Origin of the sequence: Ochrobactrum sp. XJ1 (assembly GCF_024701725.1) — a bacterium.
Taxonomy (GTDB): domain Bacteria; phylum Pseudomonadota; class Alphaproteobacteria; order Rhizobiales; family Rhizobiaceae; genus Brucella; species Brucella anthropi.
This window is the reverse complement of record NZ_VDGD01000003.1, coordinates 207,242-222,667: the sequence shown is the minus strand read 5'-3', so window position 1 is coordinate 222,667 and position 15,426 is coordinate 207,242. Positions and strand designations below refer to the sequence as shown.

Below are 15,426 nucleotides of genomic sequence, written 5' to 3'. Positions count from 1 at the left end.
CGTTACACAAATAAAAGCGCAACGGTCAAGCCGCGAGTTTCCTCACGGCAGATCAAATTTGTCGCTTACCAGCGCAACAGAACCGCGCCCCACGTGAATCCGCCACCCATTGCCTCCAGAAGAACGAGGTCGCCCTTCTTGATGCGGCCGTCCGCAACGGCGGTCGCGAGCGCCAGTGGAACCGACGCCGCAGACGTGTTGCCGTGGCGATCCACTGTGATGACAACCTTGCCTTCAGCGATATTCAGCTTCTTGGCGGAAGCATCGATAATGCGCTTGTTGGCCTGATGCGGGACGAACCAGTCGATATCCTCGGCTGTAAGGCCGGTTTCCTCGAAAGAGGCCTCGATAACGTCCGTAATCATGCCGACTGCATGTTTGAAGACTTCGCGGCCTTCCATGCGCAGGTGACCAACAGTCTGGGTCGTTGACGGGCCGCCATCCACAAAAAGTTTTTCCTTGTGGTTGCCGTCCGAGCGCAGATTGGCGGCGAGAACGCCACGATCCGAGGTCAGCCCGTTGCCTTCGGCAGCTTCGAGAACCAATGCGCCGGCACCATCGCCAAACAGAACGCAGGTCGTGCGGTCATTCCAGTCGAGGATACGCGAGAAGGTTTCCGCGCCGATGACCAGAACGCGCTTCGCCATGCCGCCGCGAATATAGAGATCAGCCGTCGTGATGGCATAGATGAAGCCGCTGCACACGGCCTGCATATCGAAGGCAAAACCCTTGGTGATTCCCAGTTCGCGCTGAATTTCCACGGCACTTGCCGGAAAGGTATGGTTAGGCGTCGAGGTTGCCAGCAGAACAAGATCGATATCAGTCGGCTGCAAGCCGGCATTCTCGATTGCTGCGCGGGCCGCAGCCGTGCCAAGCGAAACCGTGGTTTCGTCATCGCCTGCAATGTGGCGCTCACGGATACCCGTGCGCTGCACGATCCACTCGTCGGAGGTTTCGATAATACCTTCGAAATCGGTATTCTTCATCACCCGCTTCGGCAAAGCCGAACCGATACCCCGCACGACAGATCTTATCATCTCTTATTTCCTGTCCTTACATGCGACCGGCGCGACGAACATTCACGCGCGCAGTCGAAAATTCTGGCCCTACACATACTCGGTAAAAGTTACTTCACCGCTTCGGCGCCGAAAAATAATCGGCAACCGCAAATCTTATCCAATTCCGTCTTCCGGATGGCTTTGCCGGAATTATGCCTTTGCAGCCTCGCCACCATCGTTCGATACATGCGGATGACTGTGGTGGAAATGCGCCAGATCAGCCTCGATCTTTTCCAGAAGACGATTTCTCACCATGTCATAGCCGACTTCCACTGCCGAGCAGAAGCCTTCTGCATTGGCGCTGCCATGGCTTTTGATGACGATTCCACTGAGACCGAGGAAGACGCCACCATTGACCTTGTTCGGATCCATCTTTTCGCGCAGGCGATCAAACGCACCCTTGGCGAAAACATAACCGATTTTGGCAAGCAGCGTCCGGCGCATGGCCTGACGCAGCAGTTCACCCATCTGGCGGGCCGTACCTTCCGCAGCCTTGAGCGCGATATTGCCGGTAAAGCCTTCGGTCACGACCACGTCCACCGTGCCCTTGCCGATATCATTGCCTTCAACAAAGCCGGAATAGGCAAGTCCGTCGAGCGGTGTGTCGCGCAGAATCTGACCTGCTTCCTTGATCTCGTCGAGACCCTTTACCTCTTCCGTGCCGACATTCAGGAGCCCGACGGTCGGTTTACGCACCTCGAACAGGGCCCGCGCCATACCAGCCCCCATAACTGCGTAATCGACGAGCTGGCGCGCATCGGCGCCAATGGTGGCTCCAACGTCAAGCACGATGCTTTCACCGCGCAGCGTCGGCCAGATGCCAGCAATCGCCGGGCGCTCGACGTCCGACATCATACGCAGGCAAAATTTGGACATGGCCATCAATGCACCGGTATTACCGGCGGAAATACACGCCTGGGCGTCGCCGGTCTTCACTGCCTCGATGGCCTGCCACATGGAAGATTTACCGCGACCGGCCCGCAGCGCCTGGCTCGGCTTGTCATCCATGCTGATGGCAACCTGGCTCGCGCGGAACTCGGATGCGGCTTTCAGCTTCGGATAACGTGCCAGCACGGGCTCCACCTGTGCGGGGAGACCGAAGAATATGAAACGGATGTCAGGATGGCGCTCAAGCGCCTTCGCTGCGCCGGGGATGACCACTTCAGGGCCAAAATCACCGCCCATCGCGTCAATCGAAATTTTGATCACTCTTGATTGTTCCTGTGCGATCCCTGCCCCTGCTCTGCTTTTTGCAGCAGACAGGTTTTCGGCGAAAATAGTGTTTTTGCGTTTCCGCACAACCAAATTCTGTCAAACCACTCTGAATTACGGCTTCTTTTGCCATTCTGAAAGCTTCGCAAACGGCGAAACGGGCTTCTCTTCACCGTCGTCATCCCCGAAAACCTTAGGCTCACTCTCGTCCGGCAAACCCGGCTTGCGAGGATAAGGATCGATGGCGAGATCGAAGAATTCCTCGGCAATTGCGCCGACATCGATCCTGTCACCAGCAAAAACTTCCGGAATGTCCGCGCCTTCGGCATCGAGCAGCATTTCGCCGCTTTCATCAAGCTCAATCCGTGCAAGCCTCGAATTTTCCGGCACGAAAATCGTGTCGACGTCTTCCGCGATGCTGTTGGTCAGCGGCTCCAGCGTCACGATGCAGGACTGAACGATTTCCGCATCGATACGACCCCGCACCCGGATACCGTCCTTTTTCCAGGGTGTAATCAGAAATTCCGCAGCAAAGGCATTTACAGCCTCTAGCCCATGGGCTGCCGCGAGTGCTGCGCGCTCTTTCTCATCCGTGCCTATTTTCACCGTCACGCCCTTTTGCGGCAGGTGAAGAACCGGAACAGGATAGGTGAGCGCCGGTTTGTCAGTCATTCTCATTGGCCTTTTCAGCATTGTTTTTTGGCGCAAAGTCCATTTGATCCGCATCCATATAGGAAATGTCGCCTGCCGCCAAAGCATCGTCCGCAATTTTTTGCAGCCGGTCACGGCATCCCAGAACATATTCACTTAAATGGTGGGCATGCGGCCAGAATTCGAGGTCCGGGCGGATATTTCGCGTGAGTGCGGCAGCCAGCGCGTCTGCATCATTTGCATCCAACGCCTCCCCATAAGCTGCGACCCGACCATAGAACATGCGTGCAAGCTTCTTCATGCGCTTCGGGACGCCCTGGTCACCGATACCGAGTTCGCGCAGCGAATGATCGACATCCTTGAAAAACTCGTCGGCGATTTCCTGTGCCAGATCGGCAAGCGCCTTGTTTTCTCCCCTCATCCGATGCAGGGCGAGGAAAATATGCAGCGAAAGCATTTCATAGCGGCCAAGCGGCGTATCAGGCACCTGAAATTGTGCATAAAACCGTTTTTGCCGCGCCGCCGCCACGATCACCTCGTAAACGTGAAGCATAATTGCCTCGTTTGCTTTCGATTTGCGGCGGAATAGTTGGAGAATCATGTCCGTACGACCGTTCCAGTTGCATAAATAAGCAAGGTGGTTTACCGAAGTTCTCCCGACGGCGAAAGTGCCGCGCTGATTTAGAATGTATGGAGAGGTCTTTGTTGCAGCGAATTTTTCCAAGTGCATCCTCTGGCGTACGCAAGCAGGGTGCCCTTCTCGCAGGCACGGCAATTCTCGTCGCAGTAGCTCTTGCCGGATGTAACACTGCATCCACGCTCAATCCGTCCGAAACGCTGACAGAGGGTTACGTACTCGATCAGGGTGCGCTTGATTCGGTTCCTGTCGGCTCCAGCCGCGAGCAGGTGCTTCTGGCGCTCGGTACGCCGTCCACCACCGCGACCTTCGACAATGAAGTGTTCTACTACATTTCGCAGAAGCGTTATCGCGCCGCGCAGTTCATGAAGCCGAAGATCATCGAGCGGCAGATCCTCGCCATCTATTTCAACAAGGACGGCAAGGTCGAGCATATCGCCAATTACGGCCTGAAGGACGGTAAGCTGTTCGACTTCGTGTCGCGCACCACGCCGACAGGCGGCAAGGACCAGACCTTCCTCGGTCAGATCATTCAGGGCGTTTCCAAGGCCCCGACATCGTTGCCGGGAGCTGCAGGTGGCGCCAGCAACTGATCCGGTCATATCCTGACAAAAAGAAAACCCGCCTTTACGGCGGGTTTTCTTTTTTCACAATGCATGTCCGTCAGGACATATGCGCCAACACAGCCAACAGAAGAAGGGCCACGATGTTGGTGATCTTGATCGCCGGATTGACAGCCGGACCGGCCGTATCCTTATAGGGATCACCAACCGTATCGCCGGTCACTGATGCTTTATGCGCTTCCGACCCTTTCAGGTGCTTCACGCCGTCGGCATCGGTAAACCCGTCCTCGAAGCTCTTCTTGGCATTGTCCCATGCGCCACCTCCGGACGTCATGGAAATCGCGACGAAGAGGCCGTTGACAATAACGCCCAGAAGCGATGCGCCGAGCGCTGCAAAGGCTGCAGCCTTCGAGCCTGAGATAAGCAGCACGCCGAAATAGACCACAATCGGCGCCAGCACAGGCAGGAGCGACGGGATGATCATCTCGCGAATGGCCGCCCTGGTCAGAAGATCGACCGCACGGGCATAGTCCGGGCGCTCCTTGCCGGTCATGATGCCTGGCTTTTCACGGAACTGGCGGCGCACTTCCTGCACGACCGCGCCTCCGGCCCGGCCCACGGCGGTCATCGCCATGCCACCGAACAGATAAGGGATCAGGCCGCCAAAGATCAGCCCCGCAACCACATAAGGGTTGGAGAGATCGAAGGAAACCGGCCCCATATCGGCGAAATAAGGATAGGTCTGTCCGTTGGCGGCAAAGTAGGCCAGATCGTTGGAATAGGCCGCGAACAGCACCAGTGCGCCAAGCCCTGCCGAACCGATAGCATAGCCCTTCGTGACGGCCTTGGTAGTGTTGCCAACGGCATCGAGCGCATCGGTGGCCTTGCGGACTTCCGGGTCGAGACCGGCCATTTCCGCAATGCCACCCGCATTATCCGTGACCGGACCGAAGGCATCGAGCGCAACGATCATCCCGGCAATACCAAGCATGGCAGTGACGGCGATTGCCGTACCGAACAGACCAGCCAGCTGGTAGGTCGAAATAATACCGCCGACAATCACGATCGCTGGCAGAGCCGTGGATTCAAGCGAAACCGCCAGCCCCTGAATGACATTCGTGCCGTGCCCTGTTACCGAGGCCTGCGCGATGGAATTGACCGGACGTTTGTTGGTGCCGGTATAGTATTCTGTGATCACAACGATCAGACCGGTAACGATCAGACCGATCAGTCCGCAAATGAAGAGATTGGTGCCGGTAATGCTTTTACCAGCCACAGTACCGATTTCGCCCCAGCCAACGGTCAGCGTATTGGCAATAGCAAGACCAACGATGGAAAGCAGGCCCGTCGCTATCAGCCCCTTATAGAGGGCACCCATGATGGAGCCATTGACGCCGAGCTTGACGAAAAATGTGCCCACGATTGACGTGATGACACAGGCGCCGCAGATCATCAGCGGATAGAGCATGACGCTCGAAAGAATGTCCGATCCGTTGAAGAAGATTGCGCCGAGAACCATGGTTGCGACGACTGTCACCGCGTAGGTTTCGAAAAGATCGGCAGCCATGCCTGCGCAATCGCCGACATTGTCGCCGACATTATCCGCAATGGTCGCTGGGTTGCGCGGATCATCCTCTGGAATACCGGCCTCGACCTTGCCGACAAGATCGCCGCCGACGTCAGCACCCTTGGTGAAGATACCACCGCCAAGACGCGCGAAGATCGAGATCAGCGAAGCACCGAAGCCGAGCGACACCAGCGCATCGATAACCGTGCGGTCGGACGGCGAGTAACCAAGCCAGACAGTGAGAATGAAATAATAGACGGACACGCCGAGCAGCGCGAGCCCTGCCACCAGAAGGCCGGTAATGGCCCCTGACTTGAAGGCCAGCTCAAGCCCTCCGGCGAGGCTGAGTGAAGCTGCCTGGGCGGTGCGCACATTGGCGCGAACCGAAACGTGCATTCCGATAAAGCCGGTAACGCCCGACAGAACCGCGCCAATCAGGAAACCGATTGCGGCACTGATCGACAACAAATACCAGGCTGCCAGAAAGACCACGACGCCGACAATGGCAATCGTCGAATATTGTCTTGTGAGATAGGCTGAGGCACCCTCGCGGATGGCTTCAGCAATTTCCTGCATGCGCTGCGTCCCCTGATCGGCTGCAAGAACCGAACGAATCGCCCATATGGCGAAAAGAACGGAAACCACGCCGCAGGCAATGACGAGAACTAAGACTGCCACTCCCATTTGCATAAAGGCCAACTCCCATTGAGCTCGCGCTGGCTACCGTCAGACCGCGAGCCGCGATTGTCGGCAGGCACATGCGCAGGTTAGGCCCGAAAACCCCTCCCCGGACCCGATTGAGCGGCATGGAAGTGCCTGAAGCCAATGCAAGATACCGGGCTTCTTCGGTATATTCACGTCTGGAACTTACGCCTAAAGCGGATCGCGATCTTTCAGATTCGCTCTCAGCGCTTTATGTCTCTGATTTCAGGCCTGTCGTTCTCGCAAAACTGCTACGCACTTTTGCGCGACATGCCTGAGAAATCAATCAATTGGCGCGATTCCTTGCATTTCAGCATTCTCAATGCCGCGTACCCAACATGCGAAACGGTTTAACAAACGTCAAGTCGTTCTTTGCCAGCGTACAATGAAAGAAGGGCTGCGATTTCTCACAGCCCTTCTTGCATGATTATTGTCAGGGAAGCCGGATCAGCGCGGTTTCACACCGCGGCTCTCGCCACGAATGACGAATGCGAGGCGATCAAGTACGGCATTGACCAGCTTCGGCTCGTCTTCCGTGTAGAAAGCCTTGGCGATATCAACATATTCCGACACGATAACAGCCGTCGGCACGTCTTTGCGTGTCTGCAATTCCCAGGCGCCAGCACGGAGAATGGCGCGCAGGGTCGAATCGAGACGCGACAGCGGCCAGTCTTCCGTCAGCGCCTGATGGATCATCGGATCGAGCTTCAGCTGTTCATCGACGACACCGGCCACGATTGCACGGAACCATTGCGGATCGGCATCAAGATACTGCGTGCCATCCACTTCCTTGCCGAGACGGAAAGCTTCGTACTCAGCCACCACTTCCAGAACACCTGTTCCGGCAACATCCATCTGATAAAGCGCCTGGACTGCAGCAAGACGGGCAACACCGCGCTTGTTCGCCGTGCGTGGGAGATTGGGGGTTGGGCGGCCTTCGGTAGAAGAATTCATAATGATCAGACTCCGAACTTCTTGCGCAGGTCGATCATGGTCAGCGCAGCGCGGGCGGCAAAACCGCCCTTGTCCTTGTCTTCACGGCGGGCGCGTACCCATGCCTGCTCTTCGTTTTCGACCGTCAGAATGCCGTTGCCGATGGCGATGCTTTCTTCGACCGAAAGATCGGTGAGTGCGCGGCAGGATTCATTGGACACGATATCAAAATGATAGGTTTCGCCACGGATAACCGTGCCAAGCGCGACAAAGCCGTCATATTCCTTGCCGCCATTGTCTTCACCATCGAGTGCGAAAGAAATGACCGCCGGAACTTCCAGCGCGCCAGGTACCGTCACCACGTCGTAGGTTGCCCCTGCCTCATCCAAGGCTGCCTTTGCGCCATCCAGAAGCGCGTCGGCGAGATCATCGTAGAAACGCGCTTCAACAATAAGCAAATGCGGCGCATGCGCCTCGTGCTTGGACATGAGAGACTCCATGACAAATTTTGCGGACCGCAACGATTGCGGTCAACGCTTAAAATCGGGATATGCTTTTACAGCCTGGGAATTTAGGCTGTAAGCCTATTTCTGATATTGCGCAAGCCTTGCTGCGTAACGTGCCAGCTGGTCGATCTCGATATTCACCTTGTCGCCTGCTTTCCGCTCGCCCCAGGTCGTGACTTCAAGCGAGTGGCGGATCAGAAGCACATCGAACTCGTTGCCATTGACGCCATTAACCGTCAGCGAGGTTCCATCGAGAGCGACCGACCCCTTCTGGGCGATAAATGGGGCCAGTTCTTCCGGCGCACGCAGGGTGAAGCGCACTGCATCGCCTTCTTCCTTGCGCTCGACGATTTCAGCCTGCCCATCGACATGGCCGGAAACGAGGTGGCCGCCCATTTCGTCGCCAAGTTTCAGAGAACGTTCCAGATTGATGTTCCGTCCGCTCTGCCATTTGGAGATTGTGGTCAGGCGCAGCGCTTCTTCCCATGCCTCAACCTCGAACCAGCGGGCATTCGTGCCTTTTTCTGGCAGCGCCACCACTGTGAGGCAGACGCCTGAACAGGCAATCGATGCACCAAGCTCAATCGTTTCGGGATCATAGGCAGTTTCAATGCGCAGAAGAACGCCTTCATTCAGCGGCTTGATCCGGTCAACCTTGCCGATATCGGTAATAATGCCTGTAAACATCAAGTCTCCTTCGTGTCTGATCCAAAATTCGCCATGTCTTGGCTCGCAAATAGCGGTTTCCTGCGCTTCCGGCGCTCATGTACTTAAGTACACTGCGCTCCGGTTCTCGAAAACCACCATTTTTGCTGCGACCTGACGCTTTTACATTCTGGCACTTACATATTCCGCATAGGCATCGTCGCCGTAGCGAGCCTGCCTTAAGATTTTGAACTTGTCTGCGATATGGGTTTCAAGCCCGTCCACGGCAACCCCAAATTCTGAGCCGATTTCAACCGGCGAACGGAAGATGGCAAGCCGGTCCACCAGCCCCTCGTCCAGAAAGCTCTTCGCAACACCTGCTCCGCCTTCAACGAGAACCGAGGAAATGCCCTGCGCAGCGAGATCGTCCATCAGTTCGGGCAGAGCGATGCGGCAATCATAAGCTTCGGTCGCGAGAATCCGGCAACCGGCCGCCTGCAACTCGTAGCGCCGCTCCGGCAACGCTTCTTCACCACAGGCAACCCACAAGGGCTGGGCATCAGCAGTCTGTACAAGTTTCGAGGAAAGCGGCAAACGCAATCCGCTATCGAGCACCACCCGAACAGGCGAACGCTGTTCCAGCCCAGGCAGGCGGCAGTTCAACACCGGATCGTCGGCCAGTGCGGTTTCGATGCCAATCAGGATAATATCGGTCTGGGCCCGCAGGATATGCGACTGGGCGCGCGCAACCGGCCCCGTTATTGCAAGCTGTCCCTCGCCCCGACGGCCGATCATGCCATCGGCGGAAAGTGCAAGTTTCAGAATTACTTCCGGGCGCTTCTTCGCAGATCGATTCAGATAGCCCGCAAGATCATCGGCAGCCTGTTCAGCAAGAATGCCTGGTACGACCTCAATCCCTGCCTCGCGCAGAATGGCAAAGCCTCTTCCGCTGACCCGTTCGTCCGGATCGGTCGCGGCAACCACGACACGCGCCACCCCTGCCCGCACCAGCGCTTCCGCACAAGGAGGTGTGCGTCCGTGATGCGCACAAGGTTCCAGCGTCACATAAGCCGTCGCGCCACGCGCCGCTTCTCCCGCGTCTGCAAGCGCCTGCGGCTCGGCATGGGGCCTGCCGCCAATTGCAGTCACGCCACGTCCGACGATGACGCCATCCTTGACGATGATCGTGCCGACGGACGGATTGGTTCCCGTCAGCCCCTTGTGACGCCGTGCATAACGGATCGTCGCTTCCATGAAGCGGACGTCATCCACAGTTGCATTCGAAGGCGGAAACTTGCTGCCACTCATCCCTAAGCGTCCAGATCGTCCTCAGTTTCAGCAACTGTCAGTTCATCAATGACATTGTGGAAATCGACGGCCTTGCTGAAATTGCGATAGACCGAAGCAAAGCGGATATAGGCGATATCATCGATGCCTTTCAGCGCATCCATGGCCAGCCGCCCGATTTCGTCGGACGTCACCTCCGCCTCACCCGAACTTTCAAGCTGGCGGACAATGCCGGAAATGGCGCGTTCCACCCGGTCATTGTCGACGTCGCGCTTGCGCAGCGCCACTTCGATAGACCGCGTAAGCTTGTCGCGATCAAAAGGAACTCGGCGCCCGCTTTTCTTCACGACCATCAGGTCACGCAACTGTACGCGCTCAAAGGTCGTGAAACGGCCTCCACACACCGAACAGACACGACGCCTGCGAATGACCGCACCGTCTTCCGCCGGGCGAGAATCCTTCACTTGCGTATCTTCAGACTGGCAATAGGGACAACGCATGGAACACTTTCGATTTCAATATCGGCAGCTTTAGCACTGGCGACGAACAGCTCATATGTGGGGACACCCCCGCCAAAAACTCAAGAGCTTTGCCATCGTCAACCGATTCCCGGCGATCATAGCCCATAAGCGGTAAGCTACCTACCAGATGCGACAATGAAAAAGCCCCGCTCAACAGAGTTGAACGGGGCTTCATCTCAATCATGGAAGCAAGCTTAGCCCTGATAGCCATACATCGGGAAACGGTCGGTCAAGGCCATGACCTTTTCCTTCACGGCCTGTTCGACAGCGGCATTGCCTTCGTCAGAATTGGCAACCTTCAGACCATCCAGCACTTCGGCGATCAGCGAACCAATTTCCTTGAACTCGGTTACGCCGAAACCGCGCGTGGTGCCAGCGGGCGTGCCAAGGCGAACGCCGGAGGTGATGAACGGCTTTTCAGGGTCGAACGGAATGCCGTTCTTGTTGCAGGTGATGTTGGCGCGGCCAAGAGCAGCCTCTGCACGCTTGCCGGTTGCGTTCTTCGGACGCAGATCGACCAGCATCAGATGGTTATCGGTGCCACCCGAGACGATGTCGAGGCCATTGGACTTCAGTTCTTCGGCGAGCGCGCGCGCATTGTCGACGACGTTCTTGGCATAAAGCTTGAACTCCGGCTTCAGCGCTTCGGCAAAAGCAACAGCCTTACCGGCGATGACGTGCATCAGCGGACCGCCTTGAAGACCCGGGAACACAGCCGAATTGATCTTCTTGGCGATGTCGGCGTCGTTGGTGAGGATCATGCCACCGCGTGGACCGCGAAGCGACTTGTGCGTCGTCGTGGTGCAGACATGCGCATGCGGAACCGGCGAAGGATGGACGCCACCGGCAACAAGACCGGCAATATGCGCCATATCGACCATGAGATAGGCACCGACTTCATCGGCGATCTCGCGGAAACGCTTCCAGTCCCAGACGCGCGAGTAAGCAGTACCGCCTGCGAGGATGAGCTTCGGCTTGTTCTCGCGTGCAAGGCGGGCAACTTCATCCATATCGAGCAGATGGTCATCCTTGCGAACGCCATAGGACACGACATTGAACCACTTGCCGGACATGTTGACCGGCGAGCCGTGGGTCAGGTGACCACCCGAATTGAGGTCGAGGCCCATGAACGTGTCGCCCGGCTGAAGAAGCGCAAGGAACACGGCCTGGTTCATCTGGCTGCCCGAGTTCGGCTGAACGTTGGCAAATTCGCAGCCAAAGAGCTTCTTGGCGCGTTCAATGGCCAGTTCTTCCACGACGTCGACATACTGGCAGCCGCCATAATAGCGCTTGCCCGGATAGCCTTCGGCATATTTGTTGGTGAGGATGGAACCCTGCGCTTCGAGAACAGCGCGCGAAACGATGTTTTCCGAGGCAATCAGCTCGATTTCATGGCGCTGACGACCGAGTTCGTTGCGGATTGCTCCGAAAATCTCGGAATCGATGTCCTCGAGGCTTGCATTGAAGAAAACGTCGGACGACGCGTTCTTGGCGGCGGCGTTGGCTTGAGACATGTTTCACACCCTCCGGGTTAGCCGGTAAAAGCTATATGGATGAGGCGCATTATCACACTTGAATGCACAAGGCCAATGGTCGCAAAGCGAAAAGCTTATTCCAAAATGCGGCAAACCGATTTGATAGATGCCTTGCAACTAAAAAGCCGCCCGGAACGGGTCCGGACGGCTTTGGAAAATCAAACTCAAGATGAGAATCAGGTGTCGGTGCCAAGAGCGAGTTCGGTTGCGCCATCCATCTTGTAGATGTCGTCGCGGAACTGCACCACGCCGTCGCCGGTAGACCACGCAGTAATGTAAACAAAATGCAGCGGAACCGGATCGGCGAGCTGGATCGGTGTGTTCGTGCCCGACTTGATCGTGCTTTCGATGTTCTGACGATCCCAGCCTGCGGTGTTCTTCAGCAGCCACACATCGAGGTCGCGCACGTTCTGGACGCGAACGCAGCCCGACGAGTCGAAACGCATGAGCTTGTTGAAATAGCTCTTCTGCGGCGTGTCGTGCATGTAAACGGCGTACTGGTTGTGGAAGTTGATCTTGGTCGAGGACATGGCGTTGATCTTGCCCGGATCCTGACGGAACATCAGCTTCACTGCATCGTCCGTATTCCAGTCGATGCTTTCCGGCGCCACTTCCTGACCGGACTGGTCGTAGAGGCGGATCTTGTTCTTCGCCAGATATTGCGGGTCTTTCCGCATCAGCGGAATGATATCCTTCTGGATGATCGACTTTGGCGCAGTCCAGTAAGGATTGAGAATGACTTCGTGAATCTTCGAATTGAGGATCGGCGTCTGACGGTCGATCTTACCGACAACTGCCGTATGGCGCTGCATGACGCTGCCACCTTCAACGGCCTCGATACGCGCAGCCGGGATGTTGACCATCACGAAACGCTGTTCCTGCAGGCCCTGATTGGCGAGAGGCGAGAGACGCTGCAGATTGGTCTGGAGCTGGCCGAGACGCGTATTCGCGTCCACATTCATGGCCGCATAGGTGAACTGTCCCATGACGCCGTCGGCCGGCAGACCATGACGGGACTGGAAGCGCTTCACGGCAGCATCGACATAGGTGTCGAAAGAACTGGAAAGCCCGGCTTCCTGTGGCAGATCGCCAGAAATCATGAGGCGCTTGCGCAGTGCCTGGACAGACGGATCGGTGACGCCGATCTGGAGTTTTGTATTACCCGGAACGCTCGGCCAGCCACCGCGACCGGCAATGTCGGTATATTGAGCGATAGCGGTCTGGAGATTGCCAACCGTCTGCGGGCTCAAAACCGGCTGGTTGGTTGCGACCCGCTGGCCACCCGTCGCGCGGGCATCGAACTGGTCAGCCCAGTTGCCGCGACGCGACGATGAGATAACATCGGTCAGAGCTTGTTGAGCGTAAGCCGAGGAAACCATGGCGGAGGCTGCCACGGAAAGGCCGGCGGTTGCCGCGCCGCGCAGGAAACTGCGGCGGTCTACTCTTAAAGTATCGGCTGGTCTGTCGGTCTTGGTCATTTTGCTTAGTCCCAAAAGGCTAACCGCTCACGCGGGATCTTCCCAGAGAATATCAGCAATAGGTCAACAAGGCGATATCCGGACTGCAGGCGATGCAAAGCTGCTCGCTCATCCGAAATTCGATTTCGAGCCCATTCCTGACTGAAGGTGGCACAATATTGCCCGTGCCGCTCTAAAACGCTTATGTCGTTTTTTATGGCTTAATCATGTCGCATGGCCGGAATTTCAAGCCATGCGCCTTACGATTGGGAGCTTCACAGCGCCTTATTCTTCTCAATGGCAGCCTGTTGTGACAGTTCTGCAACAAAGCAGTCAGTCAGTTAACACCGACCCGCTTTCTTTAGAGCCGGTAAGCGATGCTGTCGTTCCAGAAACGGTCGAGACGCTGCAGCGACTTGTTCATCGCCGTGAATTCTTCGACCTGAATACCGCCAACCTGTTCGATCGAGGAGATATGGCGTTCGTAGAGCGAAGCCACCTGATCGGCAATAGCATTGCCCTTGTCCGTCAAGCTGACGCGCACCGAACGACGGTCAACGCGCGAGCGCTGATGATGAATGAAGCCCATTTCGACCAGCTTCTTCAGGTTGTACGAAACGTTCGAGCCGAGATAGTAACCGCGCGAGCGCAGTTCACCGGCGGTCAGTTCCGAATTGCCGATGTTGAAGAGCAGAAGCGCCTGCGTCGCATTGATGTCGCTCTGGCCATTGCGGTCGAACTCGTCCTTGACGACGTCGAGCAGGCGGCGATGCAGGCGCTCGACCAGCTGGAGCGCTTCCAGATAAAGCGAACGAAGTGCGGTTTCCGGTGTCGTGAGCGGAGCGGATATGTCCGTCTTGCGCTGTGCGTTGATCATTTCTTTTGCCTCTCTGTCGGAGCCGCATTCCATGAAACCATGATGCAGCTCTCTGTCCTGTTTTATGCGGTGTATTGTTTCTCACCGTGTCTTGAGAGGAATTTAGGGGAGATGCATAAAATTCGACTTAAAAGTCAGCCTTAACAGTAACTTACCGGACAAATTGACCATTCAGGCTTAATGTTTGCTTACTCCGCGCCATTTGCGGGACCGCGCCCGGATACATTGCTACAGCGCAAGAATGCCGGTTTTCCGGGCGTTAGAAAGGCCTGCTACATTAAACTTTCGTCATTTGAGAAGTGTCTGGATAGCGGCTAAATACGAGCCATCAACAATCCATTGGAGGGACCATGGCGCTTCGTCTTGCACATTATTTCGTGGTCGGCGGGCTGTTAAGCTTTACCGGCTTTGTGAGTTTCGCTCATGCTGAACCGGTTACCGCAGCTCCGCAAATGACCATGTATAAAGATCCCTATTGCGGCTGCTGCGAGGGCTGGGCTGAACATATGAAAGCTGCTGGCTTCAATGTGACGGTTAAAGTCGAGGATGCGATGGACACCGTAAAGGCAAAGTATGGCGTTGGTGCCAATCTCGCCTCATGCCACACGGCAGTCGTCGATGGATATGTCATCGAGGGACATGTTCCTGCCGGTGCGGTCAAGCGGCTGCTGGCAGAACGTCCGCAGGCAACGGGGCTGACTGCACCCGGCATGCCGATGGGATCGCCGGGCATGGAAATGCCGGGCAGCAAAGCCGATACCTATGATGTTCTGCTTTTCAAAGGCCAGATGACGAAGCCCTTTGCCCGCTATGAGGGTACGCAAGCGCTCTAGAAGCTAGATCGGCAGGCTCGCACGGGCCTGCCGTCTCTTTTCGAAGAAGAGCAGAATACGAAAAGCGATAAAAATGACGATGCAGGCCGCGTTGAACCCAACTGTCAACGGCTTGTATTCGAAATGCCGGGAAAAAACGGAATAGATGGCGATTTCGCCGAGTGCTGCTACGAACCAGAGCACAGGGCCCCACGGTGCGCGCATCCACAGACCTGTCGCAGCAACGGGCATCAGAACGGCCAGAGCCACAACCGCAGTCTGCCAGGGCCATGGCATCAGATCGAAACGCCATAGAAGTCCCGGTTGAATACCGATCAGCCTGATCCAGTAGAAAACACCACTTGCCAGCGCCACAAGGGCGAGTATCCGAACGAACCATGTGAAGGCCCATTCGGTTCCGCTCGGCTGGGTATGCTGGCGCAGCTCGTTCATATGCATCAGC

Annotated in this window: 16 protein-coding genes; 2 read left to right on the top strand and 14 right to left on the bottom strand. The window is 56.5% G+C overall.

Going from position 1 to position 15,426, the window contains the following annotated elements:
• Positions 1–65: 65 nt before the first annotated feature.
• The 4 genes from FG152_RS06565 to FG152_RS06550 form a co-directional block, all read right to left on the bottom strand.
• Positions 66–1,037 (bottom strand): beta-ketoacyl-ACP synthase III, encoded by a 972-nt coding sequence (locus FG152_RS06565; protein ID WP_010661101.1) that lies wholly within the window; start codon positions 1,035–1,037, stop codon positions 66–68.
• A 171-nt stretch (positions 1,038–1,208) separates the two neighbouring features.
• Positions 1,209–2,267 carry a phosphate acyltransferase PlsX gene (gene plsX, locus FG152_RS06560; protein WP_010661100.1) on the bottom strand — a complete coding sequence of 353 codons (1,059 nt, stop codon included), beginning with the start codon at positions 2,265–2,267 and terminating at the stop codon, positions 1,209–1,211.
• Between the two features lie 117 nt (positions 2,268–2,384).
• A complete protein-coding gene (locus FG152_RS06555) occupies positions 2,385–2,942 on the bottom strand; it encodes a YceD family protein (RefSeq protein WP_029925123.1) in 558 nt (185 codons plus the stop codon).
• Positions 2,935–3,522 carry a ubiquinol-cytochrome C chaperone family protein gene (locus FG152_RS06550; RefSeq protein WP_279721918.1) on the bottom strand — a complete coding sequence of 196 codons (588 nt, stop codon included), beginning with the start codon at positions 3,520–3,522 and terminating at the stop codon, positions 2,935–2,937. The genes FG152_RS06555 and FG152_RS06550 overlap by 8 nt, the downstream gene beginning before the upstream one ends.
• A gap of 101 nt (positions 3,523–3,623) precedes the next feature.
• Here FG152_RS06550 and FG152_RS06545 point away from each other — a divergent pair, with 101 nt between their 5' ends.
• The gene (locus FG152_RS06545) at positions 3,624–4,151 is read left to right on the top strand and encodes an outer membrane protein assembly factor BamE (protein WP_029376233.1); all 528 of its coding nucleotides are present in this window, start codon (positions 3,624–3,626) and stop codon (positions 4,149–4,151) included.
• 70 nt (positions 4,152–4,221) lie between these two features.
• Here the strand turns inward: FG152_RS06545 and FG152_RS06540 are convergent, their stop codons facing one another.
• The 9 genes from FG152_RS06540 to ldtR form a co-directional block, all read right to left on the bottom strand.
• A complete protein-coding gene (locus FG152_RS06540) occupies positions 4,222–6,378 on the bottom strand; it encodes a sodium-translocating pyrophosphatase (protein WP_010661096.1) in 2,157 nt (718 codons plus the stop codon).
• Positions 6,379–6,837: 459 nt separating this feature from the next.
• Positions 6,838–7,344, bottom strand: coding sequence for a transcription antitermination factor NusB (nusB, locus tag FG152_RS06535; RefSeq protein WP_010661094.1), 507 nt, complete (start codon positions 7,342–7,344; stop codon positions 6,838–6,840).
• Positions 7,345–7,349: 5 nt separating this feature from the next.
• The gene (locus FG152_RS06530) at positions 7,350–7,811 is read right to left on the bottom strand and encodes a 6,7-dimethyl-8-ribityllumazine synthase (protein WP_010661093.1); all 462 of its coding nucleotides are present in this window, start codon (positions 7,809–7,811) and stop codon (positions 7,350–7,352) included.
• Between the two features lie 96 nt (positions 7,812–7,907).
• The gene (locus tag FG152_RS06525) at positions 7,908–8,516 is read right to left on the bottom strand and encodes a riboflavin synthase (RefSeq protein WP_010661092.1); all 609 of its coding nucleotides are present in this window, start codon (positions 8,514–8,516) and stop codon (positions 7,908–7,910) included.
• Between the two features lie 141 nt (positions 8,517–8,657).
• The gene (gene ribD / locus FG152_RS06520; RefSeq protein WP_498985537.1) at positions 8,658–9,782 is read right to left on the bottom strand and encodes a bifunctional diaminohydroxyphosphoribosylaminopyrimidine deaminase/5-amino-6-(5-phosphoribosylamino)uracil reductase RibD; all 1,125 of its coding nucleotides are present in this window, start codon (positions 9,780–9,782) and stop codon (positions 8,658–8,660) included.
• Between the two features lie 2 nt (positions 9,783–9,784).
• Complete coding sequence (nrdR, locus tag FG152_RS06515; protein ID WP_012092340.1) at positions 9,785–10,261, bottom strand: transcriptional regulator NrdR; 477 nt, start codon at positions 10,259–10,261, stop codon at positions 9,785–9,787.
• Between the two features lie 215 nt (positions 10,262–10,476).
• Positions 10,477–11,796: a serine hydroxymethyltransferase gene (glyA, locus tag FG152_RS06510; protein ID WP_036579872.1), complete on the bottom strand. Its 1,320-nt coding sequence runs from the start codon at positions 11,794–11,796 to the stop codon at positions 10,477–10,479.
• Positions 11,797–11,993: 197 nt separating this feature from the next.
• Positions 11,994–13,295, bottom strand: a complete 1,302-nt coding sequence (locus FG152_RS06505; RefSeq protein WP_010661088.1) for a L,D-transpeptidase family protein — start codon at positions 13,293–13,295, stop codon at positions 11,994–11,996.
• Between the two features lie 340 nt (positions 13,296–13,635).
• Positions 13,636–14,151 carry a transcriptional regulator LdtR gene (gene ldtR / locus FG152_RS06500; RefSeq protein ID WP_010661087.1) on the bottom strand — a complete coding sequence of 172 codons (516 nt, stop codon included), beginning with the start codon at positions 14,149–14,151 and terminating at the stop codon, positions 13,636–13,638.
• A gap of 350 nt (positions 14,152–14,501) precedes the next feature.
• Between ldtR and FG152_RS06495 the strand changes: the two genes are divergently transcribed.
• Positions 14,502–14,984 (top strand): DUF411 domain-containing protein, encoded by a 483-nt coding sequence (locus FG152_RS06495; RefSeq protein WP_036579863.1) that lies wholly within the window; start codon positions 14,502–14,504, stop codon positions 14,982–14,984.
• A gap of 3 nt (positions 14,985–14,987) precedes the next feature.
• On the opposite strand, the gene FG152_RS06490 is transcribed toward FG152_RS06495, so the two are convergent.
• Positions 14,988–15,422 (bottom strand): DUF6163 family protein, encoded by a 435-nt coding sequence (locus tag FG152_RS06490; RefSeq protein ID WP_012092343.1) that lies wholly within the window; start codon positions 15,420–15,422, stop codon positions 14,988–14,990.
• Positions 15,423–15,426: the final 4 nt, after the last annotated feature.

Coding starts and splice junctions, on each gene's coding strand:
- FG152_RS06495 (WP_036579863.1), top strand. CDS start 14,502: ATGGCGCTTCGTCTTGCACATTATTTCGTGGTCGGCGGGCTGTTAAGC.
- FG152_RS06530 (WP_010661093.1), bottom strand. CDS start 7,811: ATGTCCAAGCACGAGGCGCATGCGCCGCATTTGCTTATTGTTGAAGCG.
- FG152_RS06565 (WP_010661101.1), bottom strand. CDS start 1,037: ATGATAAGATCTGTCGTGCGGGGTATCGGTTCGGCTTTGCCGAAGCGG.
- ldtR (WP_010661087.1), bottom strand. CDS start 14,151: ATGATCAACGCACAGCGCAAGACGGACATATCCGCTCCGCTCACGACA.
- FG152_RS06525 (WP_010661092.1), bottom strand. CDS start 8,516: ATGTTTACAGGCATTATTACCGATATCGGCAAGGTTGACCGGATCAAG.
- ribD (WP_498985537.1), bottom strand. CDS start 9,782: ATGAGTGGCAGCAAGTTTCCGCCTTCGAATGCAACTGTGGATGACGTC.
- FG152_RS06555 (WP_029925123.1), bottom strand. CDS start 2,942: ATGACTGACAAACCGGCGCTCACCTATCCTGTTCCGGTTCTTCACCTG.
- FG152_RS06540 (WP_010661096.1), bottom strand. CDS start 6,378: ATGCAAATGGGAGTGGCAGTCTTAGTTCTCGTCATTGCCTGCGGCGTG.
- FG152_RS06550 (WP_279721918.1), bottom strand. CDS start 3,522: ATGATTCTCCAACTATTCCGCCGCAAATCGAAAGCAAACGAGGCAATT.
- nusB (WP_010661094.1), bottom strand. CDS start 7,344: ATGAATTCTTCTACCGAAGGCCGCCCAACCCCCAATCTCCCACGCACG.
- FG152_RS06505 (WP_010661088.1), bottom strand. CDS start 13,295: ATGACCAAGACCGACAGACCAGCCGATACTTTAAGAGTAGACCGCCGC.
- glyA (WP_036579872.1), bottom strand. CDS start 11,796: ATGTCTCAAGCCAACGCCGCCGCCAAGAACGCGTCGTCCGACGTTTTC.
- FG152_RS06490 (WP_012092343.1), bottom strand. CDS start 15,422: ATGCATATGAACGAGCTGCGCCAGCATACCCAGCCGAGCGGAACCGAA.
- nrdR (WP_012092340.1), bottom strand. CDS start 10,261: ATGCGTTGTCCCTATTGCCAGTCTGAAGATACGCAAGTGAAGGATTCT.